17 protein-coding genes are annotated in these 19,805 nt (G+C 65.6%); 8 read left to right on the forward strand and 9 right to left on the reverse strand.

The window, feature by feature from the left end:
• Positions 1–3: 3 nt before the first annotated feature.
• Both ACIBJI_RS29935 and ACIBJI_RS29940 read right to left on the reverse strand, forming a co-directional pair.
• Positions 4–2,148: a transglycosylase domain-containing protein gene (locus tag ACIBJI_RS29935; RefSeq protein WP_396958824.1), complete on the reverse strand. Its 2,145-nt coding sequence runs from the start codon at positions 2,146–2,148 to the stop codon at positions 4–6.
• Positions 2,149–2,881: 733 nt separating this feature from the next.
• Entirely contained in the window at positions 2,882–3,301 is a 420-nt protein-coding gene (locus ACIBJI_RS29940) for a DUF5318 domain-containing protein (RefSeq protein ID WP_364348740.1), read from the reverse strand.
• Between the two features lie 159 nt (positions 3,302–3,460).
• Here ACIBJI_RS29940 and ACIBJI_RS29945 point away from each other — a divergent pair, with 159 nt between their 5' ends.
• From ACIBJI_RS29945 to ACIBJI_RS29970, 6 genes are all read left to right on the forward strand, one after another.
• Positions 3,461–4,549, forward strand: a complete 1,089-nt coding sequence (locus ACIBJI_RS29945; RefSeq protein WP_397086805.1) for a DUF1707 domain-containing protein — start codon at positions 3,461–3,463, stop codon at positions 4,547–4,549.
• Between the two features lie 7 nt (positions 4,550–4,556).
• Positions 4,557–5,357, forward strand: coding sequence for a DUF1707 domain-containing protein (locus tag ACIBJI_RS29950; RefSeq protein WP_397086807.1), 801 nt, complete (start codon positions 4,557–4,559; stop codon positions 5,355–5,357).
• A 618-nt stretch (positions 5,358–5,975) separates the two neighbouring features.
• On the forward strand, positions 5,976–6,935 hold the full coding sequence (locus ACIBJI_RS29955; protein ID WP_364348728.1) for a DUF6924 domain-containing protein: 960 nt from the start codon (positions 5,976–5,978) through the stop codon (positions 6,933–6,935).
• A 66-nt stretch (positions 6,936–7,001) separates the two neighbouring features.
• The gene (locus tag ACIBJI_RS29960; RefSeq protein WP_396958825.1) at positions 7,002–7,094 is read left to right on the forward strand and encodes a DUF397 domain-containing protein; all 93 of its coding nucleotides are present in this window, start codon (positions 7,002–7,004) and stop codon (positions 7,092–7,094) included.
• A gap of 345 nt (positions 7,095–7,439) precedes the next feature.
• Positions 7,440–7,994 carry a PadR family transcriptional regulator gene (locus ACIBJI_RS29965; RefSeq protein ID WP_327094951.1) on the forward strand — a complete coding sequence of 185 codons (555 nt, stop codon included), beginning with the start codon at positions 7,440–7,442 and terminating at the stop codon, positions 7,992–7,994.
• Complete coding sequence (locus tag ACIBJI_RS29970; protein ID WP_364348720.1) at positions 7,987–9,087, forward strand: inositol-3-phosphate synthase; 1,101 nt, start codon at positions 7,987–7,989, stop codon at positions 9,085–9,087. Before ACIBJI_RS29965 ends, ACIBJI_RS29970 begins: the two co-directional genes overlap by 8 nt.
• Before the next feature lie 621 nt (positions 9,088–9,708).
• Here the strand turns inward: ACIBJI_RS29970 and ACIBJI_RS29975 are convergent.
• The 6 genes from ACIBJI_RS29975 to ACIBJI_RS30000 all read right to left on the reverse strand — a co-directional run bounded on the left by ACIBJI_RS29975 (position 9,709) and on the right by ACIBJI_RS30000 (position 16,665).
• The gene (locus tag ACIBJI_RS29975; protein WP_364348717.1) at positions 9,709–10,134 is read right to left on the reverse strand and encodes a GyrI-like domain-containing protein; all 426 of its coding nucleotides are present in this window, start codon (positions 10,132–10,134) and stop codon (positions 9,709–9,711) included.
• An 8-nt stretch (positions 10,135–10,142) separates the two neighbouring features.
• Positions 10,143–10,601 carry an effector binding domain-containing protein gene (locus tag ACIBJI_RS29980; RefSeq protein ID WP_364348714.1) on the reverse strand — a complete coding sequence of 153 codons (459 nt, stop codon included), beginning with the start codon at positions 10,599–10,601 and terminating at the stop codon, positions 10,143–10,145.
• Between the two features lie 446 nt (positions 10,602–11,047).
• Positions 11,048–13,309 (reverse strand): transglycosylase domain-containing protein, encoded by a 2,262-nt coding sequence (locus tag ACIBJI_RS29985; protein ID WP_396958796.1) that lies wholly within the window; start codon positions 13,307–13,309, stop codon positions 11,048–11,050.
• 112 nt (positions 13,310–13,421) lie between these two features.
• Positions 13,422–14,297 (reverse strand): carbohydrate ABC transporter permease, encoded by an 876-nt coding sequence (locus tag ACIBJI_RS29990; RefSeq protein WP_364348709.1) that lies wholly within the window; start codon positions 14,295–14,297, stop codon positions 13,422–13,424.
• Positions 14,297–15,241 (reverse strand): sugar ABC transporter permease, encoded by a 945-nt coding sequence (locus ACIBJI_RS29995; protein WP_364349082.1) that lies wholly within the window; start codon positions 15,239–15,241, stop codon positions 14,297–14,299. The genes ACIBJI_RS29990 and ACIBJI_RS29995 overlap by 1 nt, the downstream gene beginning before the upstream one ends.
• Positions 15,242–15,363: 122 nt before the next feature.
• Positions 15,364–16,665, reverse strand: coding sequence for an ABC transporter substrate-binding protein (locus ACIBJI_RS30000; protein WP_364348706.1), 1,302 nt, complete (start codon positions 16,663–16,665; stop codon positions 15,364–15,366).
• Between the two features lie 200 nt (positions 16,666–16,865).
• Here ACIBJI_RS30000 and ACIBJI_RS30005 point away from each other — a divergent pair, with 200 nt between their 5' ends.
• Together ACIBJI_RS30005 and ACIBJI_RS30010 are read left to right on the forward strand one after the other, a co-directional pair.
• On the forward strand, positions 16,866–17,705 hold the full coding sequence (locus ACIBJI_RS30005) for a DUF2786 domain-containing protein (RefSeq protein ID WP_364348703.1): 840 nt from the start codon (positions 16,866–16,868) through the stop codon (positions 17,703–17,705).
• An 82-nt stretch (positions 17,706–17,787) separates the two neighbouring features.
• Complete coding sequence (locus ACIBJI_RS30010) at positions 17,788–18,300, forward strand: TIGR04338 family metallohydrolase (protein WP_396958798.1); 513 nt, start codon at positions 17,788–17,790, stop codon at positions 18,298–18,300.
• A gap of 188 nt (positions 18,301–18,488) precedes the next feature.
• Here ACIBJI_RS30010 and ACIBJI_RS30015 read toward each other — a convergent pair whose 3' ends face one another.
• Positions 18,489–19,451, reverse strand: a complete 963-nt coding sequence (locus ACIBJI_RS30015) for an o-succinylbenzoate synthase (RefSeq protein ID WP_396958799.1) — start codon at positions 19,449–19,451, stop codon at positions 18,489–18,491.
• Positions 19,452–19,805: the final 354 nt, after the last annotated feature.

Genomic DNA, 19,805 nt, shown 5'->3' on the forward strand with positions numbered 1-19,805 from the left:
AGGCTACCGGGTGCGGGTCGGTTGACTGCCGTTGCCGTTACCGGTGCCACCGGATTGTGGCGATCCGGTGGTCGTCGGCATCGAACCGTCGGAGTTCGCCGTCGGCTGTCCCGGCATCGGCGTCGACTCCGGCTGCTGCTGTTGTTGTTGCGGCTGGCGCTGCTGCGTCTGCGGTTGCACGCCGGGGATCTGGATCGGTCCGAACGGGGTGTCGATCGTATTCGGGACGATCTGGATCGGCGGGATCAGCGGCGACTCCGTGGTCGACGGCGGGGTGAACGGTGCGGACCACGCGGGCACACCAGCTTGGCCCTTGATCGGGGGCGGCTTCGGGAAGTTTTCCTTGGGGGTGCCGTCCAGAGCACCGTCCATGGTGGCCTTCCAGATATCCGAGGGCAGACCGGAGCCGTAGACCATGCCGCCGCTGTAGTTGCGCAGCGCCGAGTTATCGATGGAGCCGACCCACACCGCGGTGGACAGCGACGGGGTGTAGCCGACCATCCAGGCGTCCTTGTTCTCGCCGGTGTCGCCGAGCTGGGCGGTACCGGTCTTGGTCGCCGACTCGCGGCCGTTGGCCAGGTTGTGATTGCGCGACCACGCCGCGATCGGCTTCATCGCGTCGGTGACGTTGTCCGCGACCGCCGCCGAGACTCGCTGTTCACCGGCGACATCACCGCGGTCGAGCAGCACCTGCCCGTCGGCGCTCACCACCTTGGTGACGAAGTGCGGTGCGCGGTAGACGCCGGAGGCGGCCAGCGTCGCGTAGGCCGAGGCCATATCCAGCACCCTGGCCTGGTACTGACCGAGCACGATGCCGTTGTTCGGCGGGGAACCGTCCGGCTCGACCAGGCTCTTGCCGACGCCCGGAATGGTCTCCGGAATGCCGAGCTTGTGCGCCATATCGGCGATCTTCGCCGGACCGTTCTGCATATCCAGCTCCATGCGGTAGAAGCTGGTGTTCAGCGAGCGCTTGAGCGCCTCGGCGATGGTGCAGGTGCCGCACTGCTCGCCTTCGACATTCGTGATCTTGATGCCGTTCACAGTGATCGGCGAACTGTCATACATCTCCGACAGCGGTTTGCCCAATTCCAGGTTCTCCGCGAGACCGAAGACCTTGAACGAGGATCCCGGCTGCAGACCGGCATTGGCGAAGTCGTAGCCCTGACCGTCGTCGCCGCCGTAGTAGGCGCGCACCGCACCGGTCTTCGGATCCACTGAAACCACTGCGGCGCGCAGCTTTTCCGGTTCGCCCTGCATCTTCTTCTGCGCGGCGTCGACGGCGGCCTGCTGTGCCTTCGGATCGATCGTTGTGGTGATCGACAGGCCAGCGGTATTGAGCTGCTGTTCGCTGATGCCCGCGGCCGCCAGCTCCTTGAGCACCTGGGTCTTGATCAGACCTTCGGGCCCGGCGTCCAGGCCTTTGTCCTTGTTGGAGGTCACGGGGACCACCTGCGGGAACTGCTGGGTCTGGCGCTCTTCGGCCTTCAGATTGCCGCCGGAGACCATGCCGTCGAGCACATAATTCCAGCGGAACTTCGCGCCCTCGGGATTCTTCTCCGGATCCAGGCCGGAGGGCTGCTGGATGGTGGCGGCGAGCACCGCGCCCTCGGCCACGGTGAGCTCCGAGACCGGCTTGGCGAAGTAGGCCTTGGCGGCGGCATCGATGCCGTACGCACCGCGACCGAAGTAGATGGTGTTCAGGTAGGCGGCGAGGATTTCGTCCTTGCTCCACTGCCGCGCCATCTTCGCCGAGATGACCAGCTCGTGCATCTTGCGGGTCAGTGAGTGTTCGTCACCGACGAGCGCGTTCTTCACGTATTGCTGGGTAATGGTCGAGCCACCGCCCGCGCTCTCCCTGTTGAGGGCTTGATCCCGGGCGGCGCGCATGAAGCCGGAAACCGAGAAGCCCGGGTTGGTGTAGAAGTCCCGGTCCTCGGCCGCGATCACGGCATTGCGCACATGCGGCGGAATCTGGTCGATGGTGACGTCGGTGCGGTTGCCCTCCGGCGGTACGACCTTGCTGATCACCGTGGTGCCGTCGCTGGCGAGGATATTCGCGACCTGGTTGGTTTTGAGGTCACCCGGCTGGGGTACCGAAACCGTGGTGTAGGCGATCAGGAAGACCGTGCTCGGCAAAATGATGGACAGGGCTAGCAGGACGTAGATGACCCGGCGCACGATCCGCCACGGCGACTTCTTCTTCGCACCGGGACGACGACCGCCCGGTCCGCCCGAACCACCGTTACCGCCATTGCGGCGCGGCGGCGGCCCTGAGGGCGGCGCGCCCGCGGTCGCGCGGCGCTCGCCGGTGGTGGGGCCGGAGCCGTTGGGGCGCCGGGCCCCGGGCCGATCCTGGCCGGGGCGATCCTGACCGGGCCGCGGGCTGGCCGGTCGGGGACCGGTGGGCGGGGCCGTGCGGCGGTTGCGTTCGGCGACGGCGTCGGTCAGCGAACCGGGCTGCCGATTCGGGCGTTCGATCTTCTGCGTGGACTGCGCGCCGGGCGGGGCGTTATCGGGTAGCGGTCGCCCTTGCGGCGGACGGCCCTGCGGCGGCGGAACCGGTCGACGCGGCGGCGGCTGCGGACCGCGCGGCGGTTCACCGGGATACCCGCCCTGCGGGGGCCGCGGACCACCGGGACCCGGCCGACCGGGTGGGGGACCAGCCGGTCGCTGCCCGGGATACGGGTTCGGAGGCTGTGGTGAACTTCGCTGAGTCCGGCCGCCGTGCGGTTCATCGCCGTAGGGGGAAGTCTCGTAGGGCGAATTCACTGACAAGATCTCCATAACTCGTAACGGTCTGCGGGGCGCGGTGCGGCGATTATCGCCGCGGCGGACGCGTCGAGGCTCCGCGGGTCACCCGACGGGCAGATGACCTGGCACATCATTCGGCTGCGGTGCGCCGGTTGGCCCTGGTGCCCGTGCGCCGCCGCGTCGGCGACGGAGCGGTACCGAGCACATAGGACTGCACCAGATGATTCCAGCTGCAGCTCCGGCATACCTCGACGACATGGACCGAGAACTCCTCGCGAGTCTCGGCGAGGCGTATCAATTCCTCTGGTGTGCGAGCCGATCCCGCCATCGGGCCGAGGCCGTCGCCGTAGACCCAGGATACGAGCGTCAACTGCTCTTTCCGGCAGATCGGGCATGTCACCTCGCTCCCCCGACCGTGGAACTTCGCCGCACGTAAGAGGTAGGGATTGGCATCACAAACCTCGCCGACATCGACACGGCCCGCATAGACGTCAGCGAGCAGCGACCGACGCTTGAGAGCGTAGTCGACCACCTGTCGCTGAATTCGCACGAGAACCAGAGTAGCGGGGCCGGGCGCGGGCCGCGCTGGGCTGTGTGGGATCGACCGACCGGTATTCATTGTTGAACTGGGGCGTTACCGGCATCGGCGGATTACGATTCTCCCGTGTCCCCCGCCACATCCGGGCGGTCAACGGCAGCATCCGGACGTATGCGCGCGCGTGACCTCGACCGTGCCAACGCGTCCAGTGTGCTGGATGCGGCCTATGCGGAAGGGCAGCTCGGCGCCGATGAATATCGCGACCGTACCGCGCAGGCCGAGACCGCGAGGACGGTCGGTGAGCTCGAACGCCTCGTCGGTGATCTGCAAGTACCGTCCGCCGTAGCTGATCTGGTGTCGAGCGAATCGCCGCCTCCCCGAAACCTGTTGCGTCGAGCCGGAACCGGTGGACGTTATCCCGATCACACCCGGGCACGCGATGTCGATCGTGACACCACCCGCCAACTGATCGACAATGCGCGCGGCGACGGTCAGCTGAGCGAGGATGAGCATCAGGCCCTCACCGAACTGGCCGGCGAGGCGAAAACCCTTGGCGAACTGGCGCAATTGGTCGACGATCTGCAACGACCCAGCGGCGCCGCGCCGCCACCGCAGCCGCCTCGATCGAATCGTCGGCGCTGGTATCGGATTGCGGTCGGGGCCGGCGCTGTCTGTGCCGCGGTCGCCGCCTTCGTACTGACCAGCGGTGTATCGGATACCGAACCCGCCCCTGCTGCAGCACCGGTTGTCGTGGATCTGGGATCGGTGCAACCGAGCGTGATCGCGACGCCGAATCTGCTTACCCCAGAAGGGCTCACGCTGTTCCTGGGGAAATACCGCGACAAATTCGGCGATCTGAAGATCGATCAGCTGACGTTGTATCCGGAATACGCCATCGTGTCGCGTGCGGTGCCGGGCGAGCCGAATCGGTTGATCGGCTACGACTACCGCGGCGGCTTCCAGCAGTCGAGCAGCGTGACCAGCCGCAAGGCCGATAAAGCCGCCGTTGATCTCGCGCAGCTGAATGTCGCCGCGATCAGTGATGCGCTCGCGAGCGCGCCGAGCACCCTGCGGGTGGCCAACGGCTTTGTCACGCATATGGATGTCGAGATCAACGATGCCGGTGCGTACAACAGTTTCGGCATACCGAAGAACGGCCCGTACGTAACCATTTACGCGGGCAACAAGTTCAACGAGTCCGGATATCTACTGCTGACTCCAGCGGGCGCGGTCGCGCGCGCGGTGCCTTTCGAGAACTGAGGCGTTGATGGCGACGACGCGCTATGGCGGCATCCGGGCCCGCGACACCGACCGTGCCGACGTGTGCGGCCTGCTCGACGCGGCACTGACCGATGGTCAGATCACCGAGGACGAACACGCCGCCCGCACCGCAAAGGCCATGTCCGCCAAATCCTTCGGCGAACTCGATGCCATCGTCGGCGATCTGCAGATCCCGGACAACCTGGTGGACGCGCCGGTGGTCCGGGTGGATCGCAGGCGGCCACGGCGTTGGCTCGCACCGGTAGCGGTCATCGGCGCGGCCGCGGTGCTCGGTGCCGCGGTGGGCGGTATCGCGAGCTGCGCGGGCGGACCATTCGGCCCATCCGAACACGTGCCGACGCTCACCACGGGTGCCGGGCTCGCGTATTTCCTCGCCGAGTATCGTGCTGAATTCGGCGACACCAAGGCCGACGAGGTCTCGTTGTATCCGGGGTATGTGCTCTTCGAACGCGCGGCGGTCGGCAATCCGGCTGCGACTGCGCGCTACTCCTACAACGGAACCTTCCGAGAGCCCGATATTCGCACCGGCCGAAAACCCGATGCGCCGATCGTCGATCTCGCCGCCATAGACCTGCGTGCAATCGCCGGCCTGCTTGCTGGCGCACCGCAGTCGATCAAAGTGCCCAACGGCACAGTGACCTACTGCGCATTCCGCCACGCCACCAACGGCCCCGTCGACTCAGGCCCCGCCGTCGAGATCTACGCGAGAAACCCAGCCGGAGCTTCAGGCAATATGACGGCGACCTTCACCGGTGAACCCTTGAGAGTCTCCCCGCCCAGCCCGTGATCCCACCACATACCTCTGCACGTCTCGCATACTTTCGTAATCGGCGCACGGTGTTTCGCGCGGTGAGTCGGTGTGCGAGGTGGGGCAAAGGTGTGCGAGGCCTGGTAGTGGCGGTCCTTTTTCATAGGCTCGGGGTCGTCGTGCTCGGTGGGCCAGCCGTCGGTATCGATTTCGCAGACCGAACCATCGGCGCGCTCGCACACTGGGCGGCTGCAGCTGTCGGGTCTCAGAACTCGTGGCGGCATCTCAGAATGGATCGCGGTGACATGGCGGATCCGCCATGTTTTTGAGATTCCGCTTCCTCTTGCTGATTGGTTGGGTGATGATCTTCGCCAGTTACTTTGCGCAGCAGGGGGATTCGAGTTGGCGAGCGTGGTGGTATCGAAAGCACCCCGATCTCGAGGGTCGGCTACTGTCGCTGCTGTGCAGGTCAGCTTTCGACGTGTTGCCGATGATGTCGAGAGGTCGGCTCGCTTGCGGCGGTGCGTAATCGGTCGGCTACCGAGTCCGGGCACGTCATCTACGAGTCGCGGCTGACCGGGATGTCCTGCAGGACGCAGCCCCACGGCCAGGACCAATTACGACGAGGCGACGGCCGCAGTCTTTCGGAGGAGAGTCATGTCCTTTCCTAGGCTTCCCCAGCCGGAGCCCGGTGAAGTGTTGTTGGTCTGTACCTGCTACGAGGACGGCACGGCACTGTGGGGCGGGCTACTTGACGAGATCGGGGGCCGCCGGGAAGGCGATGTGCTCGTCGTCGGGGGCGGCGGAGTGCGGCTGCGATCGATCGAGGACTGCGGGTGGGACTTCATGCACGGCGGAAATGTCCCGGCGCTTCTCGTGGAAGGTGGCCCAGTGCCGCCGGTTGCCGTCTTGGCGGACATTCCGGTGGTGTACGGCGGGGACGGGCCGTTGCTGGTGGATCTGGCGGCGATACCCGGGCGCGGTGTCCGGGTTCCGTCGGCCCGACTCGGTGAGATCCTGGCCGACCTGCTGGGCGGCGCACTCACGTTCGACCACCTGGTGCGCGACATGGACGTGTGCGGCATGTACCAGGGGGACGGCGGCCGTCCGGCCTTCCCCGCGCCGACGGCGCTGCGGCACCGGTCCTTCCCGGCACTGCCCTCCACCGCTGACGTACTGCTGGTCCGTACCTTCTTCGACGACGAGGAGAGCTGGCACGTCCTGCTCGACGAGTTGGGCGGGGTCGACGAGGATGGCTGGGTCGGCGCAGACCTGGACCTGGACGAGATCGACGTGGAGCACTATCCGCTGTCGGCGTTGGTCGTCGACGACCGAGCCTTCGAGGGTCTGCTGCCGGGTCAGGTCCCGGCGCTGGTCCCGCCGTCCAAGGCGCATACCGAGGAGTACACCACGCTGGTCGTTCTCGCCGATTCCAAGACCTTTGCTGAGCCTGACCGACCGCTGACCGCTGTCGACCTGTACGACACCCCAGGGCAGCCCGCCGTCCTTCCCTGCCGCATGGTCGGATCGCTTGCGAGCAACCTGGCGATCAGCAACATGGACTTTTTCGAGTTCGTCGCCGTGGAGGACACGGAGCCGTGGTGGGAGGGCTCCTGAAAGGGCACGCGATGCTGCCCTCCTACCGTGAGCTTGGACAGCAGGGGGACATGGGGCCAAGAATGTGTGGAGGTCGCCCACCTGAACGGTGGCATGGTCGGCGTTCGTGACTCCAAGAACCCAACCGCCCCGACACTGGCCTCCACCCCAGCCGAATAGTCCGCCTTCACCACTACCGTGCACACCGGCGACTTCGATCCGCCCTAACACCGCATCCAGATAGCTCGCCTCGCTAGCGGTATGCGCTCCCGCGCACCTTTTGTCACGCCGCGCACGAAATCGCCGGGCGAAACCGAGCGCGGCGCGCGAATCGGTGCGCGTGACCGTCCCGAGGCGAGCGCCGTTGGTGGCCGGGTGGTCTGGCGGGGGTGGGGCAAATCGATGTCTAGCTGCGTCGACGGCTCTATGTATCGGCGTTGACTATGCACGTTTATATCGGTCCGATATAGTGGGGAGTCGCATCCATCGGTTAGGTCTGAATAGACAGTCAGGGGGTGAAGCCCGATGCTCGAGTTGGCAATCCTCGGGCTGCTCCTCGAAGCGCCCATGCACGGATACGAGCTGCGCAAGCGGCTGACCGGATTGCTCGGGCCGTTTCGGGCCTTCTCCTACGGATCGCTCTATCCGACGCTGCGTCGCATGCAGACCGATGGGCTGATCGCCGAGGAGAACGTCGCGGGCGTCACCCGTCGTGCGCGACGGGTCTATCAACTGACTGCGACCGGGCGGGAGCGGTTCACCGAACTGCTCGCCGACACCGGACCGCAGAACTACACCGACGACGGCTTCGGCGTCCACCTGGCGTTTTTCAGCCGCACCCCCGCGGAAGCGCGGATGCGGATTCTGGAAGGCAGGCGACGGCAGGTCGAGGAGCGCCGAGAGGGTCTGCGGGAAGCGATCAAGAAGGCCAGTGGCTCGCTGGATCGCTACACCCGCCAGCTCCACCAGCTCGGTCTGGAATCAAGCGAGCGCGAAGTGCGCTGGCTCAACGAGTTGATTGCGGCGGAGCAATCGACGAAGGCGGCACCACAGAAAGAGGGAAATATCGGCCATGAGTGAAGACAAGAAGGCTGAAACTGCCACCGAAGTTCGCGTCGCCATCGTCGGCGTTGGTAACTGCGCTTCCTCGCTGGTCCAGGGCGTGCAGTACTACAAGGACGCGGACGAGACCGCGACCGTGCCCGGTTTGATGCACGTCAAGTTCGGCAAGTACCACGTCCGCGACGTCAAATTCGTCGCCGCGTTCGACGTCGACGCCAAGAAGGTCGGCTTCGACCTGGCCGAGGCGATCTTCGCCAGCGAGAACAACACCATCAAGATCTCCGACGTGCCGCCCAGCGACGTTGTCGTGCAGCGCGGTCCGACGCTGGACGGTATCGGCAAGTACTACGCCGAGACCATCGAGCTGTCCGAGGCGCAGCCGGTCGACGTCGTGAAGGTGCTGAAGGACAACAAGGTCGACGTCCTGGTCTCCTACCTGCCCGTCGGCTCGGAAGAGGCGGACAAGTTCTACGCCCAGTGCGCCATCGACGCCGGCGTCGCCTTCGTCAACGCGCTGCCGGTGTTCATCGCCTCCGATCCGGTGTGGGCCGAAAAGTTCACCAAGGCAGGCGTTCCCATCGTCGGTGACGACATCAAGAGCCAGGTCGGCGCAACCATCACCCACCGCGTGATGGCCAAGCTGTTCGAGGACCGCGGCGTGCAGCTCGACCGCACCATGCAGCTGAACGTCGGCGGCAATATGGACTTCAAGAACATGCTCGAGCGCGAGCGCCTGGAGTCGAAGAAGATCTCCAAGACCCAGGCCGTCACCAGCAACCTCAAGAAGGAGCTGGGCGCCAACGATGTGCACATCGGCCCGTCCGATCACGTCGGCTGGCTCGACGACCGCAAGTGGGCATACGTGCGTCTCGAGGGCCGCGCCTTCGGTGATGTGCCGCTGAACCTGGAGTACAAGCTCGAGGTGTGGGATTCGCCGAACTCGGCCGGCATCATCATCGATGCGGTGCGCGCGGCGAAGATCGCCAAGGACCGCGGCATCGGCGGCCCCGTCCTGCCAGCCTCGGCCTACCTGATGAAGTCCCCGCCGAAGCAGCTGGCCGACGACATCGCACGTCAGCAGCTGGAAGCGTTCATCATCGGCGCTGAGTAGTCACCCGCCTCATCCGAGGTAAGCCGGGCCGGAGAACTCTTCGGCCCGGCTTTGCGGTATCCGGGCGCGGTTGAGTATCGAGTTCGCCCGGAAGATCGTCGTCGGAGCGCGAGGCGGGACACGGGTTGGTCCCGTACGGGTTGCTCCGATCGCCTCGGACACATCTGTGGCCGTAAACGGTGCTCGATCTCGGTTCGCTCGAAAGCTGATGCTGTGAGTGGGAACGTCCGAGAGCTGGGTTCATGGCCGTACTCAGTGGTCATGTCTCGATCTCGATGTGGTCGATGTCGATTGCGACGAGAATCGGATGGGGGAGGGTTCGGCCGCCGGGCACTTGTGGGCGCACCCCGTCGCAGTGTGGGAAAGACGAGTCCAGCGAAGCGTCGGTGGCCGTTGCAGTAGCGGGCAGCGTGCGCCCACCGACCGATCGGGCCGGCTACATAGTCGTGCCGACGGATGAGGCCTGCAGCGTCGACAATCGAGCAGGATCCGAGGCGGTCCGGACGTGACGACCCAGCAGCCCGAAGGGTATACGCCCACTCGAGTGGACGATAGCTTGTTTCCCTTCGAGAGCCGCTTCGTGGAGCTGGACCGTCACGTCGTCCACTACACCTTGAAAACTCAGTCCAGCGAGACGTAGACCTCGACGGACGTCGGTCCCGTGTAGCGCTCGATTTCCGCGGTGTGTGAGCGGGTGATGGTGCCCGCGCTTTCGGCCTTGCGGACCTGCGCCCATGCGGTGCGCAGCAGATCGTAGGGCTTATCGGAGACAACGAATTTCGCGTAGCGCCCAGTTGGGACGCGGGTCAGCACATCACCGGCATCCATATCGTCCATCTCGGCGATCTCGTAGCCCAGGATCGCGACGGCGTGATCGTTCTGGCCGATATAGGCCGCGACCCGCGGCACATTCTTCTCCCGCGCCAGATACCGATCCCAGGTGAAGTTCACCAGGTCCAGGTCGCGGGCGGTCACCTCGCGTCCGGCCAGCGGGACGGTGAGTCCGGCGACCAGGCTTTCGTCCAATGTGACAATTTCGAAGTCCACAGCTGTTCCTAACCGTCGACCGGTTCGTCTGCCAGCGCCACGAATACTTCAGCCGTGCGCGCGTCCGGATAATGTTCCACGTCGCCGGTATAGGCGCGCACCAATCGGCCGCCGGCCTCGGCATCCCATACCGCGCGCCAGATGGTCACGATGGTGTCGCCGAGATTGTCGCCGCTGAGCGTGAATCGGGCGAACCGGCCCGCGGGCACCCGCGCCAACACATCGCCCGGCAGCAGATCCCCGATGGTGTGGCAGCGGTAGCCGACGATATGCGTGAGGTAGGAGTTGATCTCCGGCGCGTGGTCCACATACGCGGTCGTCGGCGGGCCGGGCAGCTTGCGGGCCAGATTGCGTTTCCACGCCTCCTCGACCTTGGCGCGGCGCGGTCCCTCGACCGCGAGCGCCGGGCTGCGCAGCACTGTGCCCGCCACGAGCGTCTCGGGACGTTCAACGACATTGAAATCCACCGGCGTGCCCCTATATGTCTAGTCTGTCTCCAATTGGCGGCGCTCCCGGGCCCCCGTGGCCGCGGAAGCTACTTCCGGGCTTGACGCTCGCGCCGCGTGTCGTCGCTCGAGCGCATATCCTTCCTCATCGATCTCACGACGTCGGCGTCGGCCTGGTTTGGTTCCGGCGCGCCGTGCTCACTTCACTCTGGCAAACGATGCTGCCACGTCATCCGTTCCCATGGCTCCGGTCGACATACATTCATAGCGAGCTAGGCGAGCTGGCAGCTCTGCGTAACCGCGGCGGAGCGAGTCTTACGAGCGGCCCGTCCCGCGTCCGCGCCGCAGGTGCGGCTATTGAACACAGCCGAGTCGCCGAAGCGCATGCGACGCAGTCGCGAGTCTCGACGGCTCGGACGCGAGACACCGGGGGGCCGCGAACACGCCGCGCCCGCGCGGCCAATGATTCAGCGGGGCATCGGAATGCTCAGTCCGGGGAAGATCTCGACTTCCGTCGGGGGCTCCGGGGCGGGTGGGATGATGATCATCGGTGCGGTGGAAGTGCTCGACGGCGGGTTGAGGATGTCGTAGCCGCCGCCGGAGGGTTTGCTCGTACTCGGCTGACTGCCTTGTGTTGCCGATGCCGGGAACTGCTCGATCGGAGTGCCGTCGAGTGCGCCGTCCATCACCTGCTTCCAGATGTCGGCAGGCAGGCCGGAGCCGTAGATGTCGGTGCCGCGCGCGGTCTCGATCGGCTGGGATTGTTCGGTACCGACCCACACCGCCGTGGACAGCGACGGGGTGAAGCCGATCATCCACGCGTCCTTGTTCTCTTTGGACGCACCGAGTTGGGTGGTTCCGGTCTTGGCGGCGGAGGGCCGACCGCCGGACAGGCTGTGCCCGTTGGAATATTCGGCGATCGGGAGCATCGCCTCGGCGGTGCTGTCGGCGATGCCGCGCGGAATGCGCTGCTGGCCGGGCGGGGGTTGCTTGCCGACCTGGTGGGCGGGTTCGCCGCGATCCAGCAGGACGCGGCCGTCGCCCGTGACCACCCGCTGCACGAAGTACGGCTGATGGTAGACACCGGAATTGGCGATCGTCGCATAGGCCGATGCCATATCGATGGGGCGAACCAGATACTGGCCCAACACGATTCCGTTGAGCGGCGGCCCGCCGTCCTCGGTGAGAGCTTTACCGGCCACGCCCGGAATCTCTTCCGGGATTCCGGCCTCATGGGCAGCATCGGCAATTGCCTTGGGGCCGTTGAACATCGACATCGTGAGTCGATAGAAGCTGGTGTTCAGCGAGCGTTTCAGCGCCTCGGCCATGGTGCATTTGCCACACGATTCGCCGTCCACATTGGTGATTTTGGTGCCGCGATCGGTCACCGGTGAACTGTCGAGCATCCGGGTGAGCGGAATGTCCTGCTGCAGCGCCGCGATCACCGCGAAGACCTTGAATGCCGAGCCGGTCTGCAATGGCGCCTGCGCGAAATCGAAGCCGATACCGTCGGCGCCGCCGTAGTAGGCGCGCACCGCGCCGGAACGCGGGTCGATCGAAACCACCGCGCCACGCAGTTCCGGCGGCTGCGGGTCGAGTCGATCGTGTATCGCATCGCGTGCGGACTGCTGGGCCCTGGCGTCGATGGTGGTGGTGATCTGCAATGCCCCGGTCTTGAGTTCCCGCTCGCTGACGCCGGCATCGCGCAGTTCCCGCAGCACCTGGCTGCGGATCAGGCCCTCCGGGCCGCGCGCCGCATTGACGTCCGGGATTTCGGTGATCGGGACGATCTGCGGGAATGCCGTCGCATCACGGTTGCCGGGTGCCAGCGTATCCATCTCGACCATGCCGTTGAGCACGTACTTCCAGCGCGTCTTCAGCTCGGTGAGATGGGTCTCCGGGTCCAGGATCGACGGCGTGCGGATGACCGAGGCCAGCACCGCGCCTTCGGCGAGCGTCAAATCCGGTACCGGCTTGTTGAAGTAGGCCTTCGCGGCCGCCGAGATCCCGTACGCGCCGCGCCCGTAGTAGATGGTGTTGAGGTAGGCGGCGAGGATGTCGTCCTTACTCCATTGCCGCGCCATTTTGGATGCGATGATCAGTTCGCGCATCTTCCTGGTCAGGGTGCGTTCGGAGCCGAGGAAGGCATTCTTCACATACTGCTGAGTGATGGTGGAGCCGCCGCCAGCATCCTCTTCGCCGAGGATATTGTCCCGGGCGGCCCGCAGGAATCCGCTGGCCGAGTAGCCGGGATTGGTATAGAAGTTGCGATCCTCGGCCGAGAGCACCGCATCGCGCACCGGCTTCGGCACATCCGACAGGGGCACCGGAATCCGATTGCCGTCCGGCGGAACGACCTTCGCGATCACCGTGGTCGCGTCGGAGGCGAGGATGGTGGCGATCTGATTGGTCTGCACCGAATCGGGGTCCGGGATTTCGGCGCTCCAGTAGACCAGCACGAACAGCAGCGACGGCACCGCGACGAAGATGATGAACAGGGCCAGCAGTAGCCGTCGGAAGCGTTCGCCTCGGGTGCGCTGTGGTCGATTGGCGGGTGTCGGTTGTGGCCGGGGCGATTTCGTAGCGCCGGGCGGTCGGGGCTTGTCCTTGCGTGGTGACGTGCCGGTGTTGTGTTCGCTGAAACCCGCGACGGAGGCATAGGGTGCCGCCACCGGTTTGCCCCGACGACCGCCGCCGCGTCGCCGCTTGCCGAACGAGCTCACGATCATCTCCTCCCGGAGCGTCGGTAAAACTCACCTGCACGGACACGATCGGAAATGACCCGAGATCCTACACCGAGTATTACCGCCGCAACGGGATTCAAGCCATGCGGCAGGCGTACTAGCTCTTCACACCACCCGCGGTGAGACCGGAGATGATGCGGCGCTGGAACAGCAGCACCATGATGACCAGCGGAATCGTGACCATCGTGCCCGCCGCCATAATCGCGGCGTACGGCTGCACGAGCGGGTTGTTACCGGAGAAGCGCGCGATCGCGACGGTCACCGGTTCGGTCTTATCGCTGGAGAGCAGCCGGGCCAGCAGATATTCGTTGACCGAGGCGATGAACGCCAGGATCGCCGTGGTGAATACCGCTGGCGCCGCCAACGGCAGCATGACCAGCCGGAAGGCCTGCATCTTGGTCGCGCCATCGATGCGGGCGGCCTCCTCGAGTTCCCATGGCAGTTCGGCGAAGAACGAGGCCAGGATGTAGACGGTCATCGGCAGCACGAACGAGATGTTCGGAATGATCATCGCCTGGTATTCACCGATCCAGCCGAGGTTGGTGAACAGCTGGAACAGCGGGGTGACCAGCACGACCACCGGGAACATCGATGCCGAAAGGATGAGCCCGGAGACCAGGTACTTGCCTTTGAAGGTCAGCCGCGCCAGCGCGTAGGCGGCGAGCACGCCGAGCACCAGCGCGACCGCCGTGGTCACCGCGCCGATGATGACGCTGTTGAGCAGTGCCTTGCCGAAGTCGTTGCCGCGGCTGGTATCGAAGGCGTTGCGGAAGTTCTCCAGGGTGACGTGGGTGGGCCACGGGGTGTTGTCGAAGGTGTAGACCGGATCGCGGAATGCGGTGACGGCCATCCAGTAGAACGGGGCCAGACCCCACACCAGCACGATCAGCGCACCCGAATACAGCCGCACCGAACCCAGGCGCTTGGTCCAAGGAGCCTGCGCCGCAGACTTTTTCGTGGTCACGGTGGTCATCAGTGCGCCTCCCGCTGTTCTTCCTGGGTCCGAACGGCATTGGCGCCCAAAACCTTTACCAGCAGGAAGGCCACCGCGAAGATCAGCAGGAAGGTGATCGTCGACAGTGCCGCCGCGCTATTGGGACCTTGGCGGACCTGTTCGACCACCAGCGCCGAAATGGGGCGGGTGGACGGGTTGCCGAGCGTCATGATCGCGGGCAGGTCGTAGAGGCGCAGTCCGTCCATGGTGCGGAACAGCACCGCGACCAGCAGCGCGGGCTTGAGCAGCGGCAGCGTGATCTGGGTGAAGCGCTGCCAGGCCGAGGCCCCGTCGACCTTCGCGGCCTCGTACACATCGGCCGGAATCACCTGCAGACCGGCCAGCAGCAGCAACGCCATGAACGGCGTGGTCTTCCAGACATCGGCGGCGATGACCGCGAACCGCGCGGGCCAGGCCTCCGAAGTCCACAGGATGTGGGTGCCGAAGACCCGGTTCACCACGCCGTCGTACTGGAACATGAACTCCCACAACCGGGCGGTGACCGCGGTCGGAATCGCCCACGGCACCAGCACCGCCGCGCGCAGCAGGGCACGGCCCTTGAAGGTCTTGCCCATGACCATGGCCATGCCGAGGCCGAGGGTGGCCTCCAGCGTCACCGTGATCACCGTGAAGAACAGCGTCACGCCGATGGCCAGCCAGAACTGCGAGCCGAGATTACCGGTCGGGCAGGAGACGGTTTCGCCGGCTGCCTGACACTGCTGCAGCAGCCAGTGCGTGTAGTTCGAGAAGCCCGCGTTGCCGCCCTCGACGAACATGCCGGTCGAGGGGTCGAGTCCAGGATCCTTCTGGAACGACATGTACAACGCGCGGAAGACCGGATAGCCCACGACCACCGCCAGGGTGATCAGTACGGGCGTGACGAACAACCACGCCTTACCGGAACGCCGCAACTCCAACACCAAGGTGCCACCGAATCCGCGCTTTGTCGGCTGATCGCCGTCGCTCGACACGCGAGTGGCCGTTCCCGAAGGATCCGACACCGTTTCTCTCTCCTACGGGGTGGTCGGGTCCGCTCTTGTACTCGCTACGATCCGGCTGTCTCGATGCCCTTTTGCATACCGGTGATCGCGTCGTCGACGGACTTGGTTCCGTTCAACGCAGCATAAGCGTTGTCCTGGATGGCCTTCGACACCGCCGGGTAGAACGGGGTGACCGGACGCGGCACCGCGTTGGCGATCGAATCCTTCAGCGCGGGCAGGTACGGCATCTTCGCGATCAGCGCCGGATCGTCGTACATCGACGCGCGCACCGAGGGCAGCGCCCCGGCCGCGACGATGTGCTGGGCGTCCTCGCTGATCAGGTAGCGCAGGAAGTCCAGCGCGGTGGCCTTGTTCTTGGAGAACGCGCTGATTGCCGCGTTGTAGCCACCGAGGGTCGAGGCACCGACGCCGTTCTCGCCGGGCAGCGGCGCGACGGCGAACTTGTCCTTGACCGCGGAGGATTCCGCGCCCGCGTCACCGAAGGTGGACGGCCAGTTGCGCATGAACAGCAGCTTGCCGGTATTGAAGGCGTTGGCGCTCTCCGGCTCCTTGAAGGTGATGGCTTCCTTCGGGATATCGCCGTTGCGGTAGGCGTCGACGAGCACCTCGAGTCCGGCGCGCGCCTGCGGGGTGTTCACGGTCGGGGTCTTGCCGTCCGCACCGACGAAGGTGCCGCCGTAGGCGTTGATGGCCTCGGCCGCGTTCACCGTCAGGCCCTCGTACGGTGCCAGCTGGCCCGCGTAGCAACCCATATTGTTCTGCTTGGCGATCGGGCACTGCGCCAACATCTCGCTCCAGGTCTTGGGCGGATTCGGTACCAGATCCTTGCGGTAGAACAGCAAGCCGCCGTTGGTGTTTCGCGGCGCGGCGTAGAGGGTGTTGTTGTACGTGGCGCTGGCGACCGTCGGGGACAGCAGCGCCGAGGTGTCGATGGAGAAGGTGTCCTTCAGCGGCTGGATCCAGCCCTTCGCGGCGAATTCCGCGGTCCACGGCACGTCCAGGGCGACCACATCGTAGGTGGACTGCTTGGAGCGCATGTGCTCGACCAGATCGTCGTACTGCTGCGAGGCGTCGTTGGACTGCTCTTTGAAGGTGACCTGCTCATCCGGGTGCGAGGCGTTCCAGCGCTCGATCAGCTGCTTGACCGCGCCGGTTTCGGTGGTGTCCTTGCCCTCCACGTAGGTGATCGGGCCGCGGCCGGTCAGGTTCTGGCTGGATGGATTGCCGCCGTTATCGCCGGAGCAGGCACTGGTGAACGTCGCCGTGAGCAGCGCAACAGAGGCGGCCGCCAACGCCGCTCGTGGTACGAGCGACGAACGTAGGGACATCACCTTTTTCAAAGCCATCGCGAACACTCCAAGGTCGAGACGTGAGCAGCAGCACACCCTGCAGGTGCACAAGGCAAGATACATGGTTGTTATATGTGACGCAGCGATTGTGCCCGCAACAGGGGCACTGTCCAGCCGGGGCGGACGCTACCGCTGCAATGTCATAGTCGCTCGTAGCCCGGTCGTGGTCACTCGCGATGCGGTTAGGCTGGCTGTCGATGACTTCGCCGAATGCGGTTCCGGACCGGATGCTCACCCGGATCGGTGGGTTGCTGCGCCAAGCCGAATCGACCGATAACGAGCACGAGGCCGAGGCGTTTCTGGCCGCGGCCCAGCGGTTGGCGACCAGGTCCTCGATCGACTTGACGGTCGCCCGCGCGCATATCGCCGGACGTGAGCGCAGGCCGACGCCGGTGCAGCGGATGATTCCGATCGGTGAACCAGGTAAGAAAGGGCTGCGCACCTACGTGCAGTTGTTCGTGGCGATCGCCTCGGCCAATGATGTGCGCTGCGATGTTGCGCGCACTTCGACGCAGCTCTACGCGTATGGCTTCGATTCCGATATCGATACCTGTGAAGCCCTATACGCCAGTCTGCTGGTGCAGATGGTGCGTGCGTCGGATCAGTACATCAAATCAGGGCAGTATCGGTCGGCCACCGTTGAGAAGATCGTCACGGAGAAACGCTGGGGCCGAAGAGTGCAGCAGCGCGTGCAAGCGCCGGTTGCGGCGGTTACCGCGCGGCTGAACTTTCAGATGGCATTCGCCGCGCGGATCGGTCGCCGTTTGGCCGAGGTCAAGGCGGAGGTGGAGGCCGAGGTAGTGCCCGAAACCGTCGCGACAGGTACGGCGTTGGCCCTGCGTAATAAGGAAATCGAGCTCACGGACTTTTATAAGAAGACCTCCGATGCCCGTGGGACCTGGCGCGGTCCACAGGCGTCGGCCGGGCATTCCGCTGCGGCCCGGCGTGCGGGGGATCGGGCCGGAAAGGCGGCGCGGCTCGGGACGTCTCCCGAACTCGGTGCCGCGCGTGGGCAATTGCCCGGTGGGTCGAAATGAGCGAATTCGTTGCGTGACATGCGAATTGCCCGGCTCGGCGTGAGCGGGCTCGACCATGGGTGTGAACGGTGAGCTGGGCCCGGTGAGTGCGCGAGATACCCAGCGCGCCAAGGTGTATGACGCCGAGCAGTTGGTGCGGGGTGTATTCGATCGAGCGGATGAAAACGGAGTCCGCACGGTAGAGCTCTACGGTTCGCACCTCACGCTGCCGATCGAGCGTCGCTTCGCCTCGGTCGAATCGGTGCAGGCCTATGCGGATAAGGTGCTGACCCTCAATTGGGTTCGGGCGCAATGGGACCGCGCCGCGACACCCATCCGGGTCCGCTCTCGCGCCGGAACCGCCGCCGCTCACTACGAGGCCGCTGACGCGGTGCTAGCTGTTCCGCTGCACACCGGTGCGACCGCATGGGCCCTGCGCGAATTGGTGATTCTGCACGAACTGGCCCATCACCTCGAGCCCGCCGCCGGCTCGGTTGCTCCGCACGGACCCGAGTTCTGTAGCCGCTACCTCGAACTCGTCGACGGCATTATCGGGCCCGAGGCCGGGTTGGTTTTGCGGTCGAGCATGCTCGGCTGCGGTGTCCGCCTGAGCTGAGGCTGTCGCGATGCTCGATCGAGGCTCGGGGTTTACGAACTTGCGGTGCCGGGCTGTGGTGCGCCCGTCTCCCCGGTGTCCAGCGCCGTCGAATTCGCGCGAACACGGTTGCGCAACGCCGATCTGCTGGGAATGCCGCGTGCGACAGGGTTTACTGCTTGCCGTGGCCAACTACCTTCGCGACACGGTCACTCGGGCGGGGTCAGTGCGCGGACCCGGGTAAGGCGGTCTTCCCACCAGCGTATTCGTGCTGGGTCAGGGTGGCGGTAGCGCTCCAGCAGGGCGGGGTCCGGTGTGGGCGGAGTCTTCGGGACCGGCAGGTAGCCGTCGACCGGACGGAGTGAATCGTGTACGAGGTCGCCTTCCAGAAGTGACAAAGTGCCTAGGCCGCAGGCGAATTCGAGTTCGGGTAGGGCGGCGGCGAGGGCGAGTTGGGCGGCCAGACCGATGCTGGTTTCCAGGGCGGAGGAGACGACGCACGGCAGTCCGGCGGCCTCGGCGACCTGGAGTGCACGGCGCACACCGCCCAATGGGGTGCACTTGAGGACCGCGATATCTGCGGCCCCCGCTACTGCGACACGCAGGGGATCCTCAGCGCGGCGGATGGATTCGTCGGCCGCGATTCGCACATCGACACGGCGACGCACCGCGGCCAACTCCTCGATGGTGCGGCACGGTTGCTCGACGTACTCCAAACCACCTGCGGCACGGTCGATCTGCTTTATGTGCGTGACAGCCGTCTCGACGTCCCAGACCGCATTGGCATCCACCCGAACCGAGCCCTGCGGCCCCAGCGCATCCCGGACCGCCTCGACGCGCGCCAGATCCTCACCCAGCGAATCAGGATGATCGGCAATCTTCACCTTCGCCGTGCGGCATCCGGACCCGGCGACGATCGCATGCGCCCGCTCCGGATCGACCGCGGGAACCGTGCAATTGATCGGAATCCGCTCCCGCACCGGCTCCGGCCAGCCAACCGACACCTGCTCGACCGCGGTCGCCAGCCATCCAGCGGCCTCGCGATCGTCGTACTCGGGAAACGGACAGAATTCGCCCCAGCCGAGCGGTCCACTGATCAACATCCCCTCGCGCACCGTGATGCCGCGGAACCGGGTCCGCATCGGAATGGCGTAGACGAAGGTTTCGGTCATCACTCTGCAGCCTATCGAGCGCGGTGTCCCCGCCCGCGCTGTGCGCCCGCGGTAACTGGCGGGGCCGTCGGAATCGGTGGATCACGTGCGCGCGGAGTCGGTCCGCGCGCGGCCGGTTCCTCGTCGGCCGCGTTCGGTACCCCTACTGCCGAGGCGGACGGTGTGGCCCGCCGCAATGAGTTCGGTGGGTCACGTACCCGGGATCCCGTTTTCGCTCCAGTATCGCTGCTGTGCGCGTCGGCGAACTCAGGCCCAAGTACGGTGCCTCGGTGCCTCGGTGCCTCGGTGCCTCGGTGCCTCGGTGCCTCGGTGCCTCGGTGCCTCGGTGCCTCGGTGCCTCGGTGCCTCGGTGCC

Source organism: Nocardia sp. NPDC050408 (assembly GCF_044458905.1).
Classification (GTDB): domain Bacteria; phylum Actinomycetota; class Actinomycetes; order Mycobacteriales; family Mycobacteriaceae; genus Nocardia.

What these genes read in the sequence shown, in the direction of transcription:
- ACIBJI_RS29945 (WP_397086805.1), top strand. Translation starts at nt 3,461, where the DNA reads ATGCGCGCGCGTGACCTCGACCGTGCCAACGCGTCCAGTGTGCTGGAT.
- ACIBJI_RS29950 (WP_397086807.1), top strand. Translation starts at nt 4,557, where the DNA reads ATGGCGACGACGCGCTATGGCGGCATCCGGGCCCGCGACACCGACCGT.
- ACIBJI_RS29955 (WP_364348728.1), top strand. Translation starts at nt 5,976, where the DNA reads ATGTCCTTTCCTAGGCTTCCCCAGCCGGAGCCCGGTGAAGTGTTGTTG.
- ACIBJI_RS29965 (WP_327094951.1), top strand. Translation starts at nt 7,440, where the DNA reads ATGCTCGAGTTGGCAATCCTCGGGCTGCTCCTCGAAGCGCCCATGCAC.
- ACIBJI_RS29970 (WP_364348720.1), top strand. Translation starts at nt 7,987, where the DNA reads ATGAGTGAAGACAAGAAGGCTGAAACTGCCACCGAAGTTCGCGTCGCC.
- ACIBJI_RS29985 (WP_396958796.1), bottom strand. Translation starts at nt 13,309, where the DNA reads ATGATCGTGAGCTCGTTCGGCAAGCGGCGACGCGGCGGCGGTCGTCGG.
- ACIBJI_RS29990 (WP_364348709.1), bottom strand. Translation starts at nt 14,297, where the DNA reads ATGACCACCGTGACCACGAAAAAGTCTGCGGCGCAGGCTCCTTGGACC.
- ACIBJI_RS30000 (WP_364348706.1), bottom strand. Translation starts at nt 16,665, where the DNA reads ATGGCTTTGAAAAAGGTGATGTCCCTACGTTCGTCGCTCGTACCACGA.
- ACIBJI_RS30005 (WP_364348703.1), top strand. Translation starts at nt 16,866, where the DNA reads ATGACTTCGCCGAATGCGGTTCCGGACCGGATGCTCACCCGGATCGGT.
- ACIBJI_RS30015 (WP_396958799.1), bottom strand. Translation starts at nt 19,451, where the DNA reads ATGACCGAAACCTTCGTCTACGCCATTCCGATGCGGACCCGGTTCCGC.